The organism is Sorangium sp. So ce834 (assembly GCF_051521425.1).
GTDB classification, from domain to species: domain Bacteria; phylum Myxococcota_A; class Polyangia; order Polyangiales; family Polyangiaceae; genus Sorangium; species Sorangium cellulosum_D.
Genome location: NZ_CP150351.1, coordinates 1,735,891 through 1,752,436, shown reverse-complemented (window position 1 = coordinate 1,752,436; position 16,546 = coordinate 1,735,891). Strand labels below are relative to the sequence as shown.

The following is a 16,546-nucleotide window of genomic DNA, read 5'->3' as shown; positions in this document are numbered from 1 at the left end:
AAACGATCAGGAGAGCACTTCAGCGGCGGTCTTCGCCCCAAGGACGTTATCGATCCAGCGGTCGAGGGTAGCGATGTCCGTGCATGCCTGGACACGCGCGCTCTCGTTCTCGGTGAGAACCATCCCTGCACGCGCGAGCAGCCGCAACAGCGTGTCCCTCTTGCCCTTGAGCTCGCCCTCACGGATGCCCTCGAGCTTGCCCTCACGGATGCCCTCGAGCTTGCCGCGATCGATGAGCTTCTGCACGAACGGGGGAAACGTCGCCTCGCCTTCGATCTGCCGTTCCATGACCAATGCCTCCAGAGCCTGCCGCATCGGCTCACGCAACCCGTTCCAGATGAGCTGAAAATAGACCATCGCGTGCTCCTGGTCGAGCCGACCGAGGGCAACGAGCGCCGCCTGGACCACGGCGAGCCCGCTCGGCCCGTTGCCGTGCGCCACCGCCGAGAGCACGGCGAGCTCCGCCTCCGCCTCCGCGTCGGCTGGATCGGTGATCTCGGGGACGACGGCCGGGCCGAGCACCAGCGGCTCGACGTGGCCGAGGCCGAGGCCGAGGTCGATGTTCTCCGCCGCCCAGGCAGCGACGCCGGCGTCCGGCGCGACCACGAGCACGACCGTGCGACAGCGCTTCTTGGCGCGCACGACCGTGACATACGTCGGCCACGAGAACTTCTTGTTTGGATCGACGTCGCGCTGGACCTCGATGACGATCGCCAGCACGAGCACGCCGCTCGCGTCTCGAAGCTCGAGCACCAGGTCAGCGCGAAACTCCACGGGCATGAGCTGGTCGAGCGACGACTCGACCACCGCGGCGGAGGCGTGCACCGGCACCTCGACGTGGAAGAGCGTCGCGAGCAAGCGGGGCGCGAGCGCCGGCTGGTCACGGAACATCTCGACGAGGGCGTTGTGCTCGAGCGTCGGCATGACGGTCGGCCTCGAGCACGCGACATGCCGACACGAAATGACGGGAAAACCCGAGGAGAGGGCCAGATCAGGGGTGGCGGCGCCATGGCGGACGGCGCGGCGGCCACGCCCCACGCCACGGCACGACGGCCCAACATCGCAATCAGCTGTGCTGCACGACATGCCCCTGCTCGTGCCGGCGTCGGCCGCGCCGCGCGCCGCGGCCGCGGGCGTGGGGCCCACCGCGCCGTGGGACCGCGCTCACCGCGGCTGGAGCATCCGCTGCAGGTGGGGCACGCCCGCGACGGAGCCGGCCAGCACGCGGGCGTGCCGCCGCACCTCGCCGGCGCCGAGCGGCCCTCCGTGACCCAGGTGGAAGGTCTGCACCCCCTCATCGACCAACCGCTCCAGCTCCACGCCGACGGCGCGCGGATCCAGCTCGAAGGGGGGCCGGATCGCATGGCCCAGCCGCGCCAGCCCGCCCAGCATCAGCCCCGAGGCGACCAGATCCCCGACCAGCGCCTCGCGCGACTCGAGGACGACCGAGAGCGAGCCCCGGGTGTGCCCGGGCGTGTGGCGCACGCGACCCGCGACCCCGTAAGGAGCCAGGTCGAGCGTCTCGTTGCCGGACAGCACGAGGTCGGGCGCGACGGGGGCGTAGCGCTCGTGCACGAGAGGGGTCCGGACGAACACGCGACCGAACCAACCGGTCGGGCAGAAGGTCATCGGGGCACGCCCGTTGAGGTGCTCGACCTCCGCCTCGTGGGCGACGACGAGCGCTCCGGACCGCTCGCGCAGCGCGGCGGCGCTCCCGGCGTGGTCGACGTGGGCGTGCGTGACCACGATCAACTTCAGGTCGGACCAGCCGCGGCCCGCGCGGGCCAGCGCCTCGCCCACCTTGGGCGCCGCTCCCGGCACGCCCGCATCGACCAGCACGCAGCCCGCAGCGCCGACGAGCAGGTGCGCGCTCAGCATGCGAAAGGGTAAAATGGGCACGCGAATGATCTGGACGGCAGACATGATGTTCCTCCGGGGCCGAACGTCTGGCCCCAGCGTGCGGCGCCGTGGCGGGCGGCGCCTGGCCGGATTCGACGCGGCGGGTGGTCCACGATGGAACTGACCGACCTGGCGACGCCTCCGGACGCGATGCTCGAGCGCGCGGTGCGGACCGGCCCGGGCGAGCTGCTCTGGCTCGGCGCCGAGCCGTTCGAGGTCCGCTGCGAGCCCACGCGGGCCACGGGCCTGCTCAAGATCGTCGCCGTGGCCGAGGGCGAGGGGGTCATCGCGCAGGCGGGCCGCCGGACAATCCTGCGCGAGGGGATGTTCGCTTGGGTCCAGTCGGACGCCCCCTTCGAGCTCTCGATGAGCCGGGGGCGGCGGCTGCTGCTGCGGCTGCCGCTCTCGGTGGTGCAGCAGCGGCACCCCGGGGTCGACCTCCGGACGGCCGTCGGGCGCGGCGAAGCGCACGCAGGCGAGCGGGTCGTGGCGGGGCTCTTGCGCCAGATCCTGCGCGAGGGCTCGTCGCTGTCGGAGCGCGACTGCGCAGCGGCCGTCGGCGTGGTGCTCGAGGCGATCGGAATGTGCGGCCGCGCGCCCGAGCTCTCGCGGACCCGGGTCGAGCGGGCGCTGGCCGAGATCGAGCTGCGCCTCGGCGACCCGGCGCTGACGCCGGCGGACATCGCGCGGGCGCAGGGGGTGAGCCGCCGCTACCTCGACGGCGCGATGGCAGAGCAGCTCGGCAGCTCGCTGGCCGCGCACATCCGGCGGCGCCGCCTCGAGCGGGCGGCGAGCGAGCTCGCGACCCGCCCGGACGACGCGGTGTTCGAGATCGCCGCGCGCTGGGGCTTCCGCGACACGAGCCACTTCACGCGCCTGTTCCGGGGGCACTTCGCCGCGACGCCCGCGGCCTACCGGCGCGCGGCGCAGGAGCGGCCGGGCGACGCGCGGCCGGGGGCGACGAGGCCCCGTCAAGGCATCGGGATGACGAAATGACGAAGGTGGTGATGGAAAAGGCCGGGACCGTGGCCACCAAGCGATAGTCTTCGATCGCCATGTCGGGCAGCCGCGCGAGGTCCTCCGTGCGCGAGGTGCGGTGCGCTTCCGCCGCGAGGCCGACCGTGGGGAGCCGCGTGAGATCGAACGTGTAGCCGCGGCTCGCGTCGCGATCGCCGTTGCGGACGACGAGCGTGAGAGAGCGCCCGTCGGCGCTGACCGCGGCCACCATGTCCTCGCTGTCGACCTCGACGAAGGTCGCGCCGGGCCGGATGTAGCGACTGAAGCCGGCATGCATGTAAAAGCGCTTGATGGGCGCGTAGGACTGCTCGCGGTCGTTCAGCGTGAAGCTCGCCCAGCTGCGCGACGGATCGCCCGACTGCCAATCCACCCAGGCCTCCGGCCTCAGCTCGCGCAGATCCCGGATGATGCGCTCCGCCATGAACAGCGCCGCGTCCGTGTCGTCGCTCAGGCTCTGCCCGAGGGGCCCCGACTCCGACTGCCACAGCCGCTTGCCGAGCCGGGTCGCCAGCTGCCGGAGCTCCTTGCGCTGGCTGCCCGCGTAGGAGTGGACGTTGATCTGCTGGAAAGCGGCGAGCGTCTCCGCGCCGAACGCGCCGATGTTCCGGACGGCATCATCCATGCTGTTCTCGTCCGACGCGCTGACCACCGTCTCGTCGAGGCCCTTGCTGGCGAGCTGCGCGGCCACCTCTCGGATGATCTTCTCCTGGCTCGCCCGGTCGAAGTGGCAACCTTCCTGGGAGCCATCCGATTTCCACCAGTTGGCGTAAGGCTCGTTCAGCGGCTCCAGCGTGCGAAAGGTGATCGCGTGCTCGTCCCTGTAATGACGCACGACCTCGGTGAGGTAGTGGGCGAAGTCGTCGTAGTGGTCGGCTTTGAGGTTGTCTCCGCCGCTCCTGCTGCCCGAGGCGCAGCCGCTGCTCGTCATCCAGTACGGGGGAGAGTTGGAGAACGCCTCGAAGATCAGGTCCGCTCCGCGCTCTGCGATGCGCAGGAGGATGGCGCGCTGGCGTTCGTCGTTCTCCCACGTGAAGGTCCCGTCGGCGCCTTGGAACCCCGGCATCTCGCGATGCTCCTTCATGTGCTCGTGGGACGGGTTCTCCCCTCCACCGATGTTGTAGCGGAAGATGTTGTAGCCGAGACCGCTCACCGGATCGACGACCGCTTCGACGACCGCGTTGCGCTTGGCTTCGTCCCACCCGCCCACGTGATTTGCCCACCAGCACAAGCTCGTCCCCCAGCCCTCGAACGATTGGTGGAGCGCGTCCGTGTCGATCCTGACGAGCTCCGTGCCCGGAGCGGCGGTCACCGTGGGGCGTGGCTCGCTCGGTGAGCCCCCGCTCCCGCCCACGTCCCCCGTGCCGCCGCTGCCGCTCGACGATCCGCCCCCCGGGCCCGCGGTCGCGCTGCCTCCGCTTCCCCCCTGGCCGCCGCTCCCCGCGGCCGCGGCGTCCACGGAAGGGCCCGGATCGCTCGGGGAGCACGACACGGCCGCGGCGAGCGCGGCGAACGACGCGACGAGAGCTCGATGTTTCATGGAGGTGCGTGCGGTTGCGATGAGCGCTGTCTTGCTCGTGACGGCGCGATGCCACTCCGGGGAGGCGCGCGGGATCCCCACGGCCTCAGGACGTTCTCACGAGCGGAGTCTCGTCGAACGGGCAGCGCCTTGCACCCGAAAAGCGCCTCCGGCAGAGAGGGAATGGCGCTCGGGGCGCAAGATTGCAACCGACCTTTACCGCATCGTGCGCGTCGGCGAGCATGTACGCCGCGTGGCAGCGTTGCCAGCGCGCCGCTCCGGTCAGCGCCTCCGCCTCCTCGCGATCGGCCCGCCGGTCCGCGGGCCCGGCGGGCTGCGCCCGCGCTCGTCCACGCCCACGGGATCAGGGGCCTCGCCGAGGTGGAGGCGCGAGCCTCCATCGCCCCGCCGATGGAGGAGGCTGTCGCCTCCATCGCCGGGCGAGCGGCGCTCAGCCCACGGCCCGCGTCGCGAATTTGCGCTGCGAGAGCGTCGAACGCACAGGAGCGATCAGGCGGATCGTCGTAGGCATGCTCCCTGCTCCTCGGTCGGGCGCGGTCTGACAGTCGTGCATACCAAGGGGAGTCGCACCATGAAGATTACTGCGTATCATGTCGGTCTCGGTCTCATCGCCTTCTCGAGCGTCACGGGCTGCCTGGCGGCGGATGACGGCAGCTTCGACGAGGAAGACACGGCGGAGAGCGCCGAGGCGCTCGGAGGAAACCCTGACCCCTGCGCGATGGGGACCGACCCGAACTTCACCAGCGCGCAGCTCACCGCGATCGGAGCGAGCGAGCATTACGTCCGCGCCTACCAGTGGATCGACAGCATCTGTCCAGCCAGCGGGCTGGATCGAGCGACGACGATCGTGGATTTCCCCGTGCCCAACTATTACCAGCACCAGACCCCGGAGACGTACCGCTTCGACGTGGCTCCTACCTTCTGGGGCTCCTCTTCCACCTCGTGGAGCGACGCGGCGCAGGCGATGAGCGACTGCGCGAACACCAAGATGGCGACGCGCGTGCAGCGCTGGGACTGGGCCACGAGCCAGTTCGTGCAGCTCACGTACAAGGAGCAGGCGGGCGCGTGGATCTGGGACAACCCGCTGGCCGGCCGCGGGCACTGCTCGACGCCGACGTTCACCTATCACCACGAGAACTACGGGACTGCGCAGCAGGTCGCCACGAGCAAGTACCGCGTCCGCACCTGGGCCACGCAGTCCGACGGCTCCCACGCGACCGTCTGGATCACGGGGACTCACACTGGCCTGTAGCCCTGCGGCGCGGCGGCCCAGGCGCTCGCCAGCATTGAACGACCACGCGCGCCCGATCACCGCTGCGACGGCCCGCCGCTCGGCGCACGCCGGGCTGCTGCGCCCCGGGCGTCGACGCTGCCGGCGCGCTCCTCGCCCATCAGCGCGATACAAACCGTCATCGAGCCTGATCCGCGCGCCGGCGCGCCGCCGTCGCCCCGCCCCGACGACCCAGGAGCGGCCGGCGGCTCGCGGCGCGGCTGCACACCCGGGACGCCCCTGACGGGCAAAGACCGTCACAACGGCACGTATGGGGTTGACCCTGACAGGCAAGGACTGCAGCGACTGCGTGCATGGAAAAACCCTGACAGGTAAACACCGTACGTTGTCCAGTGCTCCGGCTCAGCTCGCCAGCCGCGCATGGGGCGCTACGCTGTTGCTCGGATCAATGGTGATGCCGCAGCCGCGCCCATGGCGAGCTCAGCAGCACCATGGCCTTCCATGACATGGCGGCGACGGCCGCCCGCGGAGGAGCGAAGCGATGACAAGGACCTTCTTGGTGGTGTTGGCGTGCGCGGCTGCCGCGCTGAGCAGCGCGTCGTGCGGTGGGACGGACAAGGACGATCGGGGTGCCGACGGGAGCGAGACCGGCGGCGGCGACACGTCGGGGACCGGCGCGCAGCCGGGGTCCGGCCAGTTCTCTGTCGACGCGCAGGGCGGGACCTTCACCGCGGAGGACGGCTTCACGATCGAGGTGCCATCGGGCGCGGTGAGCGAGGAGACGGTGATCACCGTCGAGCGCGTCGAGGACGCCCCCGAGGGCGCGGTGGGGCCCATGTACGTCCTCGGCCCGGAGGGCCAGACGTTCGACAAGCCGATCACGCTCACGCTGCCGATCACCATCGCGCTCAAGGCGGCGCTGGGCGAGAACACGGTCCTCGGCGCCTATGGCTTCACCGCGCAGGAGGGCTCGAACGATTTCGCGCCGCTCGCGCGTCACGACGTCTCCAAGGAGAGCGTCGTCACGGAGACCGATCGCCTCTCCAGCGTTTACCCCGGGATGCCCCTGCCGACCGCGATGGCGAGCCAGCACCGCTACCCGAGCGCGCTGGCCGCCGACGGGTCCTTCCTCTACTTCGCGAGCGGCGGCACCGAGGACGTCGCCACCGGGGACAACAACGACGGCTTCATCTACCGCGTGAAGCCGGGCACCGCCGCGGCGGAGGCGATGATCCCCGCCGATCCCGATCCCAAGTCGCTGTGGGTCAACGACTCCCACGTGTACTGGGCGAGCGGCGGCGACGATGATCCGGTGATCCCCTCGGCGATCCGGCGCGTCGACAAGGCGAGCCAGGAGGTGGAGACGCTGGTCGAGGTCGGCTATGTCGTGAGCGTCATCGGCGACGCGTCCGCCCTCTACTTCGGCGACGGCTTCGGCGAGAAGATCTACACGATGCCGCTCGACGGCGGCGAGCCCGTCGTCCTCGCGGAAGGCGCCGGAAATCCCGAGCACCTCGCGCAGGACGCGGAGAACATCTACTGGACCGGCGGCGCGGCGACCAACAAGGTCTACAAGGTGGCGAAGTCGGGCGGGGAGGTGACCGTCATCGCCGAGAACGAGGCCGAGCCGGCCGGGATCGCGGTGGACGCGGAGTTCGTCTACTGGGCCAACGTCGGCGACGGCGGCGTGTTCAAGGCGCCGATCGCCGGAGGGCAGAAGACCCTGGTCCATCAGGGGGTCTCGATGGCGGGGCTGGCCCTCCGGGGCTCGACGCTGTTCTCGACGGACACGGGCGGGAACCGCAGCGTCAACGCGCACGACCTCGAGAGCGACAGGACCGTCGTGCTCGCGCTCGGACAGCCCGTCGCCTGGCGCGTCCTCGCCCCGGAAGGCCAGGGCGTGTTCTGGTCCAACGCCGGCGATTACCGCTATCAGGGTCAAGTCGTGTCCTATCACACCCCTTGAGCGCCCCCGTCCGGACGGCGACCGCGAGCGCGCGCCAGCAGGGGCGCCCCCGACGCGCGCGCCTCGCGCATCGCCCCTGATTGTAATATTCCAACATTACGGTTACCGCCGGCTGGCGCGGGACCCAGCAGGACGACGTCGCGGACGCCACGTTCCGCTGACGCCGTCCCCGATTTCGCCCAGAGCGGCCCGGGGAACCGCGGCACCGCCATTTCCCACTTGATCCGCCGTCATGGACGGAAGAGGGAGCCGGCGCTCGCTCCGGCCGGGAGCGATCGAGAGGACCATCACCCGTGGATGCATTGTCGTATCAGTCGCTCGTAACGGGCGCCGTCGCGCTCATGGTCGCACGCAGCTTCTACGTGCGTGTCAAGAAGGCCCCCGAAGGCAACGAGACGATGGCGCGCATCGCGCGCTACGTCCGCGAGGGGGCGATGGCCTTCCTCGCGCGCGAGTACAAGGTGCTCGCCGTCTACGCCGCCGTCGTCTTCGCGCTCCTGGCCGCGACGCTCGGGCTCCTCGCCGCGGGCGCCTTCGCTTCCGGCGCGTTCCTGTCGCTCATCGCCGGCTTCTTCGGCATGAAGGCCGCGACGTACGCCAACGTCCGCACGGCCGAGGCCGCCCGCGCCCACGGCAAGCCCACCGCGCTCGTCACCGCGCTCGACGGCGGCGCCGTCATGGGCCTCTGCGTCGCGGGGCTCGGCCTCATCGGGCTGGGCGGCATCTACGCCCTGTTCCGCAACCACGAGCACCTCGCGACGATCGTCCACTCGTTCGCGGTCGGGGCGAGCTCGATCGCGCTCTTCGCCCGCATCGGCGGCGGCATCTACACGAAGGCCGCCGACGTCGGCGCCGACATCGTCGGCAAGGTCGAGGCGAACATCCCCGAGGACGACCCGCGCAACCCGGGCGTCATCGCCGACAACGTCGGCGACAACGTCGGCGACATCGCGGGCATGGGCGCCGACATCTACGAGAGCTACGTGGCCGCGGTCGTCGCCGCGATCGCGCTCGGCCTCACGATGCCGATCGCCAAGCTGCAGCAGCTCGCGCCGTCGGCGAGCGAGCTGGAGCTCCGCGCCATGGCCGTGTCGCTGCCGCTGCTCCTCGCGACGATCGGCCTCGCGGTCTCGGTCGTCGGGATCTTCATCACGCGCGCGCTCAAGAACCTGCCCCCGGCCCGGGTGCTGCGCCTCGCGCTCATCGTCCCGCCGTTCCTCGTCGTGCTCGCGGCGGCCGCCATCCTCCCGGAGCTCGGCTTCAGCTTCGGCGCCGTCATCACCCTCGCGGCCGGCGCGGCGGGCGGCGCCATCGTCGGCCTCGTGACCGACTACTACACGTCGATGGGCCCCATCCACAAGGTGGCCCAGAGCTCGCTCACCGGCCCCGGCACCAACGTCATCCGCGGCATCGCGGTCGGCCTCGAGAGCGTCGCGATCCCGCTCGCGACCCTCGTCGCCGTGGGCTGGATCTCGAACCACTACCTCGGCCTCTACGGCATCGCGCTCGCCGCGGTCGGCATGCTCGCGGGCACCGCGATCGTCATGACCGTCGACGCGTACGGCCCGATCGCCGACAACGGCGGCGGCATCTCCGAGATGGCCGGCCTCGGCAAGGAGGTCCGCGCGATCACCGACGAGCTCGACGCGGTCGGCAACACCACCGCGGCCGTCGGCAAGGGCTTCGCGATCGGCTCGGCGGTGCTCACCGTGGTCGCGCTGTTCGCCGCCTTCAACATGGAGGTCGACGCGGTCCGTCGCGCGAAGGGGCTCCCGGAGCTCGTGCTCTATCTGACCGACGCGAAGGTCCTCATGGGGCTCCTCTTCGGCGCCCTCCTCCCCTGCCTCGTCGGCGCGCTGACGATGACCGCCGTCGGCCGCGCGGCCGGCTCGATCGTCGAGGAGATCCGCCGTCAGTTCCGCGAGATCCCCGGCCTGCTCGAGGGCAAGCCGGGCGTCGACCCGCAGCCCAAGGTCATCGTCGACATCGCCACGTCGGCCGCCATCCGCGAGATGATCGCGCCGGGCGCCATCGCGGTGCTCGCGCCGGTCGTCGTCGGCTTCGTGGCCGGCCCCGAGGTGCTCGCGGGCACGCTGGCCGGCGCGCTCGTCGTCGGCGCGGTGCTCTCGCTGATGATGGCGAACGGCGGCGGCGCCTGGGACAACGCCAAGAAGCACATCGAGAAGGGCGGCCTCGACGGCCACGCGAAGGGCTCCGACGCCCACAAGGCCGCCGTCGTCGGCGACACCGTCGGCGATCCCTTCAAGGACACGTCCGGCCCTGGCATCTCGATCCTCATCAAGGTGATGGGCGTCGTCTCGCTCCTCATCGCCCCGCTCATCGCCTGAGCGGACGCGTCGTCGCCACGACCCGCTCTGCGCTGTTCTCGCCCCGCCTCACGGGCCGAATCTCCTCGGCCGACGACATCACTTCAGCGCTGCAAATGGCCGTTGAGCCGTCCGGGATGATGGCGTAAACGTCATCATCCCGACTCGACAGGGTTCATGAGGATCAGCCGCCGCTCGCAGGTGCCGCCGTTCGCGGTCATGGAGGTGCTCGCCGCCGCCAACGCGCGGCGCGCGGCGGGCGAGCCGGTCATCAGCCTGTGCGCAGGCCAGCCGGGCTCAGGGGCGCCCGCCGCCGTGCGCGCGCGGGCGGCCGCGCTCCTCGCGGCCGGCGACCTCGGGTACACCGAGGCGCTCGGCATCCCGGCGCTGCGCCTCGCGCTCGCGGAGCACTACGGCCGCTGGTACGGCGTCGACCTCGACCCGTCGCGCGTCGCCCTCACCACCGGGTCGTCGGGCGGGTTCCTGCTCGCGTTCCTCGCGGCGTTCGAGCCGGGCGACCGCGTGGCGCTCGCTCGCCCGGGCTACCCGGCGTACCGGAACATCCTCCGCTCCCTCGGGGTGGAGGCGGTCGAGCTGCCGTGCGGCCCGGAGAGCCGCTTCCAGCCGACCACGGCGCAGCTCACGGCCGCGCACGACGGCGGAAGGCTCGACGGCCTGATCCTGGCGAGCCCCGCGAACCCGACGGGCACGATGGTCGACGCCGCGGAGCTCGACGCGATCGCGCGCTGGTGCGCGGAGCACGACGTCCGGCTGGTGAGCGACGAGATCTATCACGGCCTCACGTACGGCGCGTGGGCCGGGCGCCAGGCGACGGCGGCGCGCTACGGCGACGCGGGCGCCGTCGTCGTCTCGAGCTTCTCGAAGTACTGGGCCATGACGGGGTGGCGCCTGGGGTGGCTCGTGCTCCCGCCGAAGCTCGTCGCGCCGGTCGACGCGCTGGCGGGGAACCTCGCGCTGTGCCCGCCCGCCCTGGCGCAGCACGCGGCGCTCGCGGCCCTGACCCCGGAGGCGTACGCCGAGGCGGACCGGCTGGTGGAGGGCTACGCGGCCGCGCGCGACCTGCTGCTGCGGCGGCTGCCCGAGCTCGGCTGGAAGGTCGCCCCGCCCGACGGCGCTTTCTATCTGTATGCCGACGTCGGCACGGACGACTCGGTCGCGTGGTGCGAGCGGCTGCTCGCCGACACGGGCGTGGCGCTCACGCCGGGCACGGACTTCGACGGGATCGACGGCGCGCGGTACGTCCGGCTGTCCTTCGCGGCCCCGGTCGAGCAGGTCGACGAGGCGGTGACGCGGATCGTCGCCTGGCAGCGCGCGCGGTGACCGACGCGCCACGTCGGCGGCCTCCCTCCCGACCGCGTCAGCCGCCCTCCGGCATGAGCACGGCGAGCGCCGTATCGATGAACGCTCGCAGCTTCGCCTGCGCCTGCGCGCGGGCGGGAAAGTAGAGGTAGAACCCGGGCCCCGTCGGCGCGCGGCGCTCGAGCGCCGTCGCGAGCGCCCCGCTCGCCAGGTCCTCCGCGACGGCGAGATCGAACACGTACGCGAGCCCGAGCCCCTCGCGCGCGAGGGACACCGCCAGACAGGCGTCGTTGACCGTGAGCGCGCCGGGAGCGTGCACGGCGACCTCGCGGTCGTCGCGCACGAACTCCCAGCGATAGAGCGCGGAGCTCTGGAATCGGTACCGGATGCACGTGTGCGCGAGCAGATCCTCGGGCTCCTCGGGGCGGCCGTGGACCGCGAAGTACGCCGGAGCGCCGACCACGAGCCAGCGGAGATCGCGCGTGAGGCGCACGGCGGTCATGTCCTGGGCGAGGCCGTCGCCGAGCCGCACGCCGGCGTCGAAGCCGGCCTCGGCGAGATCGACGAAGGCGTCGTTCACCGAGATCTCGACGGCCACGTCGGGGTAAGCGCGGCGGAAGCGCGGGAGCACCGGCTCGACCACGAAGGGCACGGCCGTCCGAGGGACCGTGAGGCGGAGCAGCCCCGCAGGCCGGCCCCGGAGCTCGTCGAGCGCCTCGAGCGCGGCGCCGATCTCACCGGCCGCGGGCGCGAGGCGCTCGTGGAGCCGCTCGCCGGCCTCGGTGAGCCCCACGTGGCGCGTCGTGCGCGAGAAGAGCGGCAGGCCGACGCGGCGCTCGAGCGCGCGGATCGCCTGGCTCACGGCGCCCGTGGTCACGCCGAGCTCCGCGGCGGCGGCGCGGAAGCTCCGGTGCCTCGCCACGGAGAGGAAGACGGTCAGCCCCTCGAAGCGGTCCGCCGCGCGGTTCATGGCTCGATTGTATAGCAGCGCTCATCGGTCCGTTTCGCGCGGCGGGCCTACCGGTCGCGGCGGGGCGGGCGCATTTAGCCTGTGCGCGGCGGGGCATGCCGCCCTGCTCGACGGTCGGATGGTTTGGAGAGCGCGAGCCCACGGGCTCGTACGATGAGGAGGCAGCATGGCCATCACCCTGGTGAACCCCAGCGGGTTGCCGAAGATCGAGGCGTACCGACAGGTGTCGATCGCCACCGGGTCGAGACTGGTGTTCATCGCGGGCCAGGTCGCCTGGGATGCCGAAGGGCGCACGGTCGGTGTGGGCGACTTCGCCGCTCAGGTCGAGCAGTGTTATCTCAACGTCGCCACCGCCCTGGCGGCGGTCGGCGGCACCTTCAACGACGTGGCGAAGCTGACCATCTACGCCGTCGGCTGGACTCCCGACAAGATGCCCTTGCTGCTCGAGGGGATCGCTCGGGCGGCCGCGAAGCTGGGAGTCGTCCCGGTCCCGCCGGGCACGCTGCTGGGCATCAGCGCGCTCTCCGACCCCGATCACCTGGTCGAAGTCGAGGTCACCGCGGTCCTCGACTGAGCGCAGGCCGGCGCGGCGACCCGGACGGGAGTCCGGCGGACCCGCGGCGCGCTATTCTTCCCCTGCCCCGGCCAGCGCGCCCTCCCGGTGGGTGTGGCCGCGCCCCAGGGTGAAGGGCACCGCTCGCCCGCGCCCCGCGGGCGGCCCAACCGCCCTCCCCTCGATGCACCAGGACCTCCTCGATCTCCTCCTCGCCCTCGACCGCGTGCCGCAGGATCCCCGCTGGCACCCCGAGGGAGACGCGCTCTTCCACTCCCTGCAGGTCTTCGACCTGGCCCGGCGCGAGACCGCGGATCGCGCGCTCTGGGCCGCGGCCCTGCTCCACGACGTCGGCAAGGCGTTCGCCTCCGCCGATCACGCCGAGGACGGGGCCGACGTGCTCGCGGAGCTCGTCTGCCCGCGGGTGGTCTGGCTCGTGCGGCACCACCTGCACCTGCTGCGCGCGCCCGGCCCGACGAAGCGGCGCCTCCGGCGCACGAGGGCGCTCGCCGACCTCGCGCGGCTCCGCCGGTGGGACCTCGGCGGCCGCTCGCCGGCCGCGACCGTGCTGAGCCCCGAGGCCGCCGTGGAGCTCCTGCTCGACGGCGCGGACCTCTCCCTGCTCTCGATCGGCGGCGAGCCCGCCCCCGCCCATGATCTGCGAAAGGAGCCGCTCGCGTGAGCGCAAGGCGCGCCGGGAGGTCCTCTGCGGCGACGTGGATCGCTGGGGCGACGATCGCCGGCTCTGGGGCGACGAGGCCGGGCCGCCGGGGCGAGACCGGCTCTGCGCCGCGGTGCGGGATGCGGTCGAGACCGCGCTGACGGCGAAGCAGCGCGAGGTCGTCGAGGCCTATTTCTTCGACGGGCTGTCGCAGGGCGAGATCGCGCGCCGCCTCGGGGTGGCGCAGCAGGTCGTGCAGAAGCGCCTGTTCGGGGCGCCGCGGGGCGGCCGGCAGGTCGGCGGCGCGATGCTCCGGCTGCGGCAGGCCCTGGCGCCGGCGCTCGCCGCGGCGGCGGCAGCGCGCGGCGCGGCGGCAGCGCGCGCGGCGCGGGTGAGCCGATGAGCGCCGAGCGATCCGGCGGGCTGCGGGCACGCATCGCCGCCGAGGCCGCGCGCCTCATGTACGAGGAAGGCGTGGACCAGTACTTCACCGCCAAGCGGATGGCCGCGAAGCGGATCCTCGGCCCGGTCGAGGGGCGGCGGGCGCGGTACCGGCCCGCGGACCTGCCCTCGAACGGGGAGATCCGCGAGGCGCTGCTCCTCTTCGCCGAGCGCGCCGAGGGGAGCCAGCGCACGCGCCGGCTGTTCGCGCTGCGCGTCGTGGCGCTGGAGGCCATGCGCGCGCTCGCGCCGTTCTCGCCCCGGCTGATCGGCTCGGTCTCCACCGGCCATATCCGCCGCGGCAGCGACGTCGATCTGCACGTGTTCCCCGCCGACGAAGAGGCGCTGGAGCGCCACGTGCGGGCGCTCGGCTGGACCTTCGATCGCGAGCGCGTGACGATCCAGAAGGGCGGAGAGCTCCGGGAGTACGTGCACTATCACGTGGCGGACGTGGCGCCCCTCGAGCTCACGGTGTACGCCCCGCGCGAGCTGAGGGCGCGGCCCCGCAGCAGCACCGACGGGAAGCCGATCGTGCGCCTCGGCGTCGCCGCGCTCTCGGCGCTGTGCGCCCGGGACCACCCCGGGGCGTGGGAGCGCTACCTCGCGACCGGCGAGGTGGAGGGGATGGACGCGCTGCTCGAGGCGGACGAGGACGAGCCGCTCCCGGGGCCGTTCGACGGGTTGCTCAGCGACACCGGCGGCACCGGAGCCGACGACGCGCCGGTCTGCGCCGAGCCCGGCGAGGAGGACGACCCTTATCAGGAGTACGATCCGCTGCCCGGCTTCGAGGGGACGGCCTGACGATCGCGGCCGGGCTTCGTGGGCCGGCGCGGGCGCACGCGCGGCCCGCTGGCCGGCGCATTTCGGGGCGAGGCAGGTGTAATCGGCTCGCGGCCGGTGCGTCGTCCACCGGCGAGACCCCAAGGAGGAGACGCCATGCAGACGAACGCTCGATACGTCCACGCCCTCGGCCCCGCCACCCTGACTCGCTTCTACGACCCGGCGATCCGGCTGCTATTCCGCGAGGAGGCCTTCCGGAGCCAGCTCGTCGCGCACCTGGAGCTCGCCCCCGGCCAGCGGGTGCTCGACGTGGGCTGCGGCACCGGCACGCTCGCGGTGCTCGCGCAGCAGCGCCACCCCGGGGTGGAGGTGCACGCGATCGACGGCGACGCCGAGGTCCTCGCCCTCGCCCGCGAGAAGGCCGCGCGCGCCGGCGCGGGCGTGCGCTTCGAGCGGGCCATGGCGTGGGCGCTGCCATACCCGGACGGGACCTTCGATCGCGTGGTGTCGAGCCTCATGTTCCACCACCTCGCCGCCGACGACAAACGGCGGACGGCGGAGGAGATCCTCCGCGTGCTCCGCCCGGGCGGCGCGCTGCTCCTCGCCGACTTCGGGTCGCCGCGCAACGCGCCGGGCCGGGCGGCCGTGCGGGCGCTCCGCTGGTTCGACCGGCTCGCGCACCGCCACGACGACGCCCTCGCGAGCCGCTTCGACGACAACCTCGCGGACCGGCTCCCCGCGGTGCTCACCGGCGCCGGGTTCTGCGACGTGGCCGAGGTGGACCGGATCGGCACCGCGATCCTGCCGATCGCGACGGTCCGGGGCCGCAAGCCCAGCGACGCGCCGGAGGCCTGAGCGGCGCAGGGTCGCGCTCGACGGGATCGACGAGCGCCGCCGCGGCCGCGCGAGGCGGCCCGGGGCGCGCGTTGCTCCGCCTCTCCGCGGCGGGTACAGTCGGCGGGGCATGCTGGTCACGACGGTGCTGGAGCGCGGGGCCATCTCGGTGCTCGACTACCGGTGCAGCGCCGGCCCCGCCGACGCGCCGTTCGTCGAGCAGCACCGCGGCTTCTCGGTCTCCTACGTGCGCAAGGGCAGCTTCGGTTACCGCGTCCGCGGGGAGTCGTTCGAGCTCGTCGCCGGGTCGCTCCTCGTCGGCCACCCCGGCGACGAGTACATGTGCACGCACGAGCACGTCCGCGGCGACGAGTGCCTGTCCATCCACCTCGCGCCGCCGCTGCTCGAGGCGCTCGGCGCCCCGACCGACGCCTTTCGGACCGGCGGCGTGCCGCCGCTGCCCGAGCTGATGGTGCTCGGCGAGCTCGCCCAGGCGGCCGCCGACGGCAGGAGCGACATCGGCGTCGACGAGGCGGGAATGCTCTTCGCCGCCCGCTTCGTCGAGGTCGCCTCCGGGCGGGAGCAGCGGCCGCCCGAGGCCCTCGCGCGCGACCGCCGCCGCGCCGTGGAGGCGGCGATCTGGCTCGACGAGCACGCGCACGAGCCGGTCGATCTCGAGGGCGCCGCGCGCGAGGTCGGGCTCAGCCCGTTCCACTTCCTGCGGCTGTTCGCGCGGGTGGTCGGCGTGACCCCGCACCAGTACCTGGTCCGCGCCCGCCTGCGCCGCGCGGCGCGCCTCCTGGCCGACAGCGCCCGGTCGATCACCGACATCGCGCTCGACGTGGGGTTCGGCGACCTCTCCAACTTCGTCCGCACCTTCCACCGCTCCGCCGGCGTCTCCCCCCGCGGCTTCCGCCGGGCGGCGCGCGGGGATCGCAAGATCTTCCAAGACCGGCTCGCCGGGCGCTCCTAGGATGGCCGCCGGACGCGGGCGCTCGGCCCGCGCCGCC

At 72.7% G+C, this 16,546-nt stretch carries 14 protein-coding genes and 1 pseudogene; 11 read left to right on the top strand and 4 right to left on the bottom strand.

The genetic code is table 11. From position 1 onward, the window contains the following. Nucleotides 1-6: 6 nt before the first annotated feature. Both WMF20_RS06400 and WMF20_RS06395 read right to left on the bottom strand, forming a co-directional pair. Nucleotides 7-924, bottom strand: coding sequence for a hypothetical protein (locus tag WMF20_RS06400; RefSeq protein ID WP_437611578.1), 918 nt, complete (start codon nt 922-924; stop codon nt 7-9). Between the two features lie 240 nt (nt 925-1,164). Then, on the bottom strand, nt 1,165-1,923 hold the full coding sequence (locus WMF20_RS06395) for an MBL fold metallo-hydrolase (RefSeq protein WP_437611575.1): 759 nt from the start codon (nt 1,921-1,923) through the stop codon (nt 1,165-1,167). 90 nt (nt 1,924-2,013) lie between these two features. On the opposite strand from WMF20_RS06395, the pseudogene WMF20_RS06390 reads away from it, so the two are divergent. Beyond that, nucleotides 2,014-2,760 (top strand): annotated as a pseudogene (locus WMF20_RS06390) (helix-turn-helix domain-containing protein); the annotation flags it as partial. Nucleotides 2,761-2,767: 7 nt separating this feature from the next. Here WMF20_RS06390 and WMF20_RS06385 read toward each other — a convergent pair. Next, nucleotides 2,768-4,453, bottom strand: a complete 1,686-nt coding sequence (locus tag WMF20_RS06385) for a glycoside hydrolase family 30 protein (RefSeq protein ID WP_437611573.1) — start codon at nt 4,451-4,453, stop codon at nt 2,768-2,770. A gap of 571 nt (nt 4,454-5,024) precedes the next feature. On the opposite strand from WMF20_RS06385, the gene WMF20_RS06380 reads away from it, so the two are divergent. From WMF20_RS06380 to WMF20_RS06365, 4 genes are all read left to right on the top strand, one after another. Beyond that, nucleotides 5,025-5,705 carry a hypothetical protein gene (locus WMF20_RS06380; protein ID WP_437611571.1) on the top strand — a complete coding sequence of 227 codons (681 nt, stop codon included), beginning with the start codon at nt 5,025-5,027 and terminating at the stop codon, nt 5,703-5,705. Nucleotides 5,706-6,225: 520 nt separating this feature from the next. Next, complete coding sequence (locus WMF20_RS06375) at nt 6,226-7,650, top strand: DUF5050 domain-containing protein (protein ID WP_437611569.1); 1,425 nt, start codon at nt 6,226-6,228, stop codon at nt 7,648-7,650. A gap of 293 nt (nt 7,651-7,943) precedes the next feature. Continuing rightward, a complete protein-coding gene (locus WMF20_RS06370; RefSeq protein ID WP_437611567.1) occupies nt 7,944-9,998 on the top strand; it encodes a sodium-translocating pyrophosphatase in 2,055 nt (684 codons plus the stop codon). Between the two features lie 156 nt (nt 9,999-10,154). After that, the gene (locus tag WMF20_RS06365; RefSeq protein WP_129573502.1) at nt 10,155-11,318 is read left to right on the top strand and encodes a pyridoxal phosphate-dependent aminotransferase; all 1,164 of its coding nucleotides are present in this window, start codon (nt 10,155-10,157) and stop codon (nt 11,316-11,318) included. 37 nt (nt 11,319-11,355) lie between these two features. On the opposite strand, the gene WMF20_RS06360 is transcribed toward WMF20_RS06365, so the two are convergent. Continuing rightward, complete coding sequence (locus WMF20_RS06360) at nt 11,356-12,267, bottom strand: LysR family transcriptional regulator (protein ID WP_437611565.1); 912 nt, start codon at nt 12,265-12,267, stop codon at nt 11,356-11,358. 166 nt (nt 12,268-12,433) lie between these two features. Between WMF20_RS06360 and WMF20_RS06355 the strand changes: the two genes are divergently transcribed. The 6 genes from WMF20_RS06355 to WMF20_RS06330 all read left to right on the top strand — a co-directional run bounded on the left by WMF20_RS06355 (nt 12,434) and on the right by WMF20_RS06330 (nt 16,509). Continuing rightward, nucleotides 12,434-12,841: a RidA family protein gene (locus WMF20_RS06355; protein ID WP_437611563.1), complete on the top strand. Its 408-nt coding sequence runs from the start codon at nt 12,434-12,436 to the stop codon at nt 12,839-12,841. Between the two features lie 163 nt (nt 12,842-13,004). Beyond that, a complete protein-coding gene (locus WMF20_RS06350; RefSeq protein WP_437611561.1) occupies nt 13,005-13,502 on the top strand; it encodes an HD domain-containing protein in 498 nt (165 codons plus the stop codon). After that, nucleotides 13,474-13,884, top strand: coding sequence for a sigma factor-like helix-turn-helix DNA-binding protein (locus tag WMF20_RS06345; protein ID WP_437611559.1), 411 nt, complete (start codon nt 13,474-13,476; stop codon nt 13,882-13,884). Before WMF20_RS06350 ends, WMF20_RS06345 begins: the two co-directional genes overlap by 29 nt. After that, on the top strand, nt 13,881-14,723 hold the full coding sequence (locus tag WMF20_RS06340) for a nucleotide-binding enzyme (RefSeq protein WP_437611557.1): 843 nt from the start codon (nt 13,881-13,883) through the stop codon (nt 14,721-14,723). Before WMF20_RS06345 ends, WMF20_RS06340 begins: the two co-directional genes overlap by 4 nt. Before the next feature lie 135 nt (nt 14,724-14,858). Beyond that, nucleotides 14,859-15,557 carry a class I SAM-dependent methyltransferase gene (locus WMF20_RS06335; RefSeq protein WP_437611555.1) on the top strand — a complete coding sequence of 233 codons (699 nt, stop codon included), beginning with the start codon at nt 14,859-14,861 and terminating at the stop codon, nt 15,555-15,557. Nucleotides 15,558-15,666: 109 nt separating this feature from the next. Next, a complete protein-coding gene (locus WMF20_RS06330) occupies nt 15,667-16,509 on the top strand; it encodes a helix-turn-helix domain-containing protein (RefSeq protein WP_437611553.1) in 843 nt (280 codons plus the stop codon). The last annotated feature ends 37 nt before the right edge of the window (nt 16,510-16,546 follow it).

Excerpts from the sequence above, each read along its gene's own strand:
- WMF20_RS06400 (WP_437611578.1), bottom strand. The coding sequence starts at position 924 with ATGCCGACGCTCGAGCACAACGCCCTCGTCGAGATGTTCCGTGACCAG.
- WMF20_RS06395 (WP_437611575.1), bottom strand. The coding sequence starts at position 1,923 with ATGTCTGCCGTCCAGATCATTCGCGTGCCCATTTTACCCTTTCGCATG.
- WMF20_RS06385 (WP_437611573.1), bottom strand. The coding sequence starts at position 4,453 with ATGAAACATCGAGCTCTCGTCGCGTCGTTCGCCGCGCTCGCCGCGGCC.
- WMF20_RS06380 (WP_437611571.1), top strand. The coding sequence starts at position 5,025 with ATGAAGATTACTGCGTATCATGTCGGTCTCGGTCTCATCGCCTTCTCG.
- WMF20_RS06375 (WP_437611569.1), top strand. The coding sequence starts at position 6,226 with ATGACAAGGACCTTCTTGGTGGTGTTGGCGTGCGCGGCTGCCGCGCTG.
- WMF20_RS06365 (WP_129573502.1), top strand. The coding sequence starts at position 10,155 with ATGAGGATCAGCCGCCGCTCGCAGGTGCCGCCGTTCGCGGTCATGGAG.
- WMF20_RS06360 (WP_437611565.1), bottom strand. The coding sequence starts at position 12,267 with ATGAACCGCGCGGCGGACCGCTTCGAGGGGCTGACCGTCTTCCTCTCC.
- WMF20_RS06355 (WP_437611563.1), top strand. The coding sequence starts at position 12,434 with ATGGCCATCACCCTGGTGAACCCCAGCGGGTTGCCGAAGATCGAGGCG.
- WMF20_RS06350 (WP_437611561.1), top strand. The coding sequence starts at position 13,005 with ATGCACCAGGACCTCCTCGATCTCCTCCTCGCCCTCGACCGCGTGCCG.
- WMF20_RS06345 (WP_437611559.1), top strand. The coding sequence starts at position 13,474 with ATGATCTGCGAAAGGAGCCGCTCGCGTGAGCGCAAGGCGCGCCGGGAG.
- WMF20_RS06340 (WP_437611557.1), top strand. The coding sequence starts at position 13,881 with ATGAGCGCCGAGCGATCCGGCGGGCTGCGGGCACGCATCGCCGCCGAG.
- WMF20_RS06335 (WP_437611555.1), top strand. The coding sequence starts at position 14,859 with ATGCAGACGAACGCTCGATACGTCCACGCCCTCGGCCCCGCCACCCTG.
- WMF20_RS06330 (WP_437611553.1), top strand. The coding sequence starts at position 15,667 with ATGCTGGTCACGACGGTGCTGGAGCGCGGGGCCATCTCGGTGCTCGAC.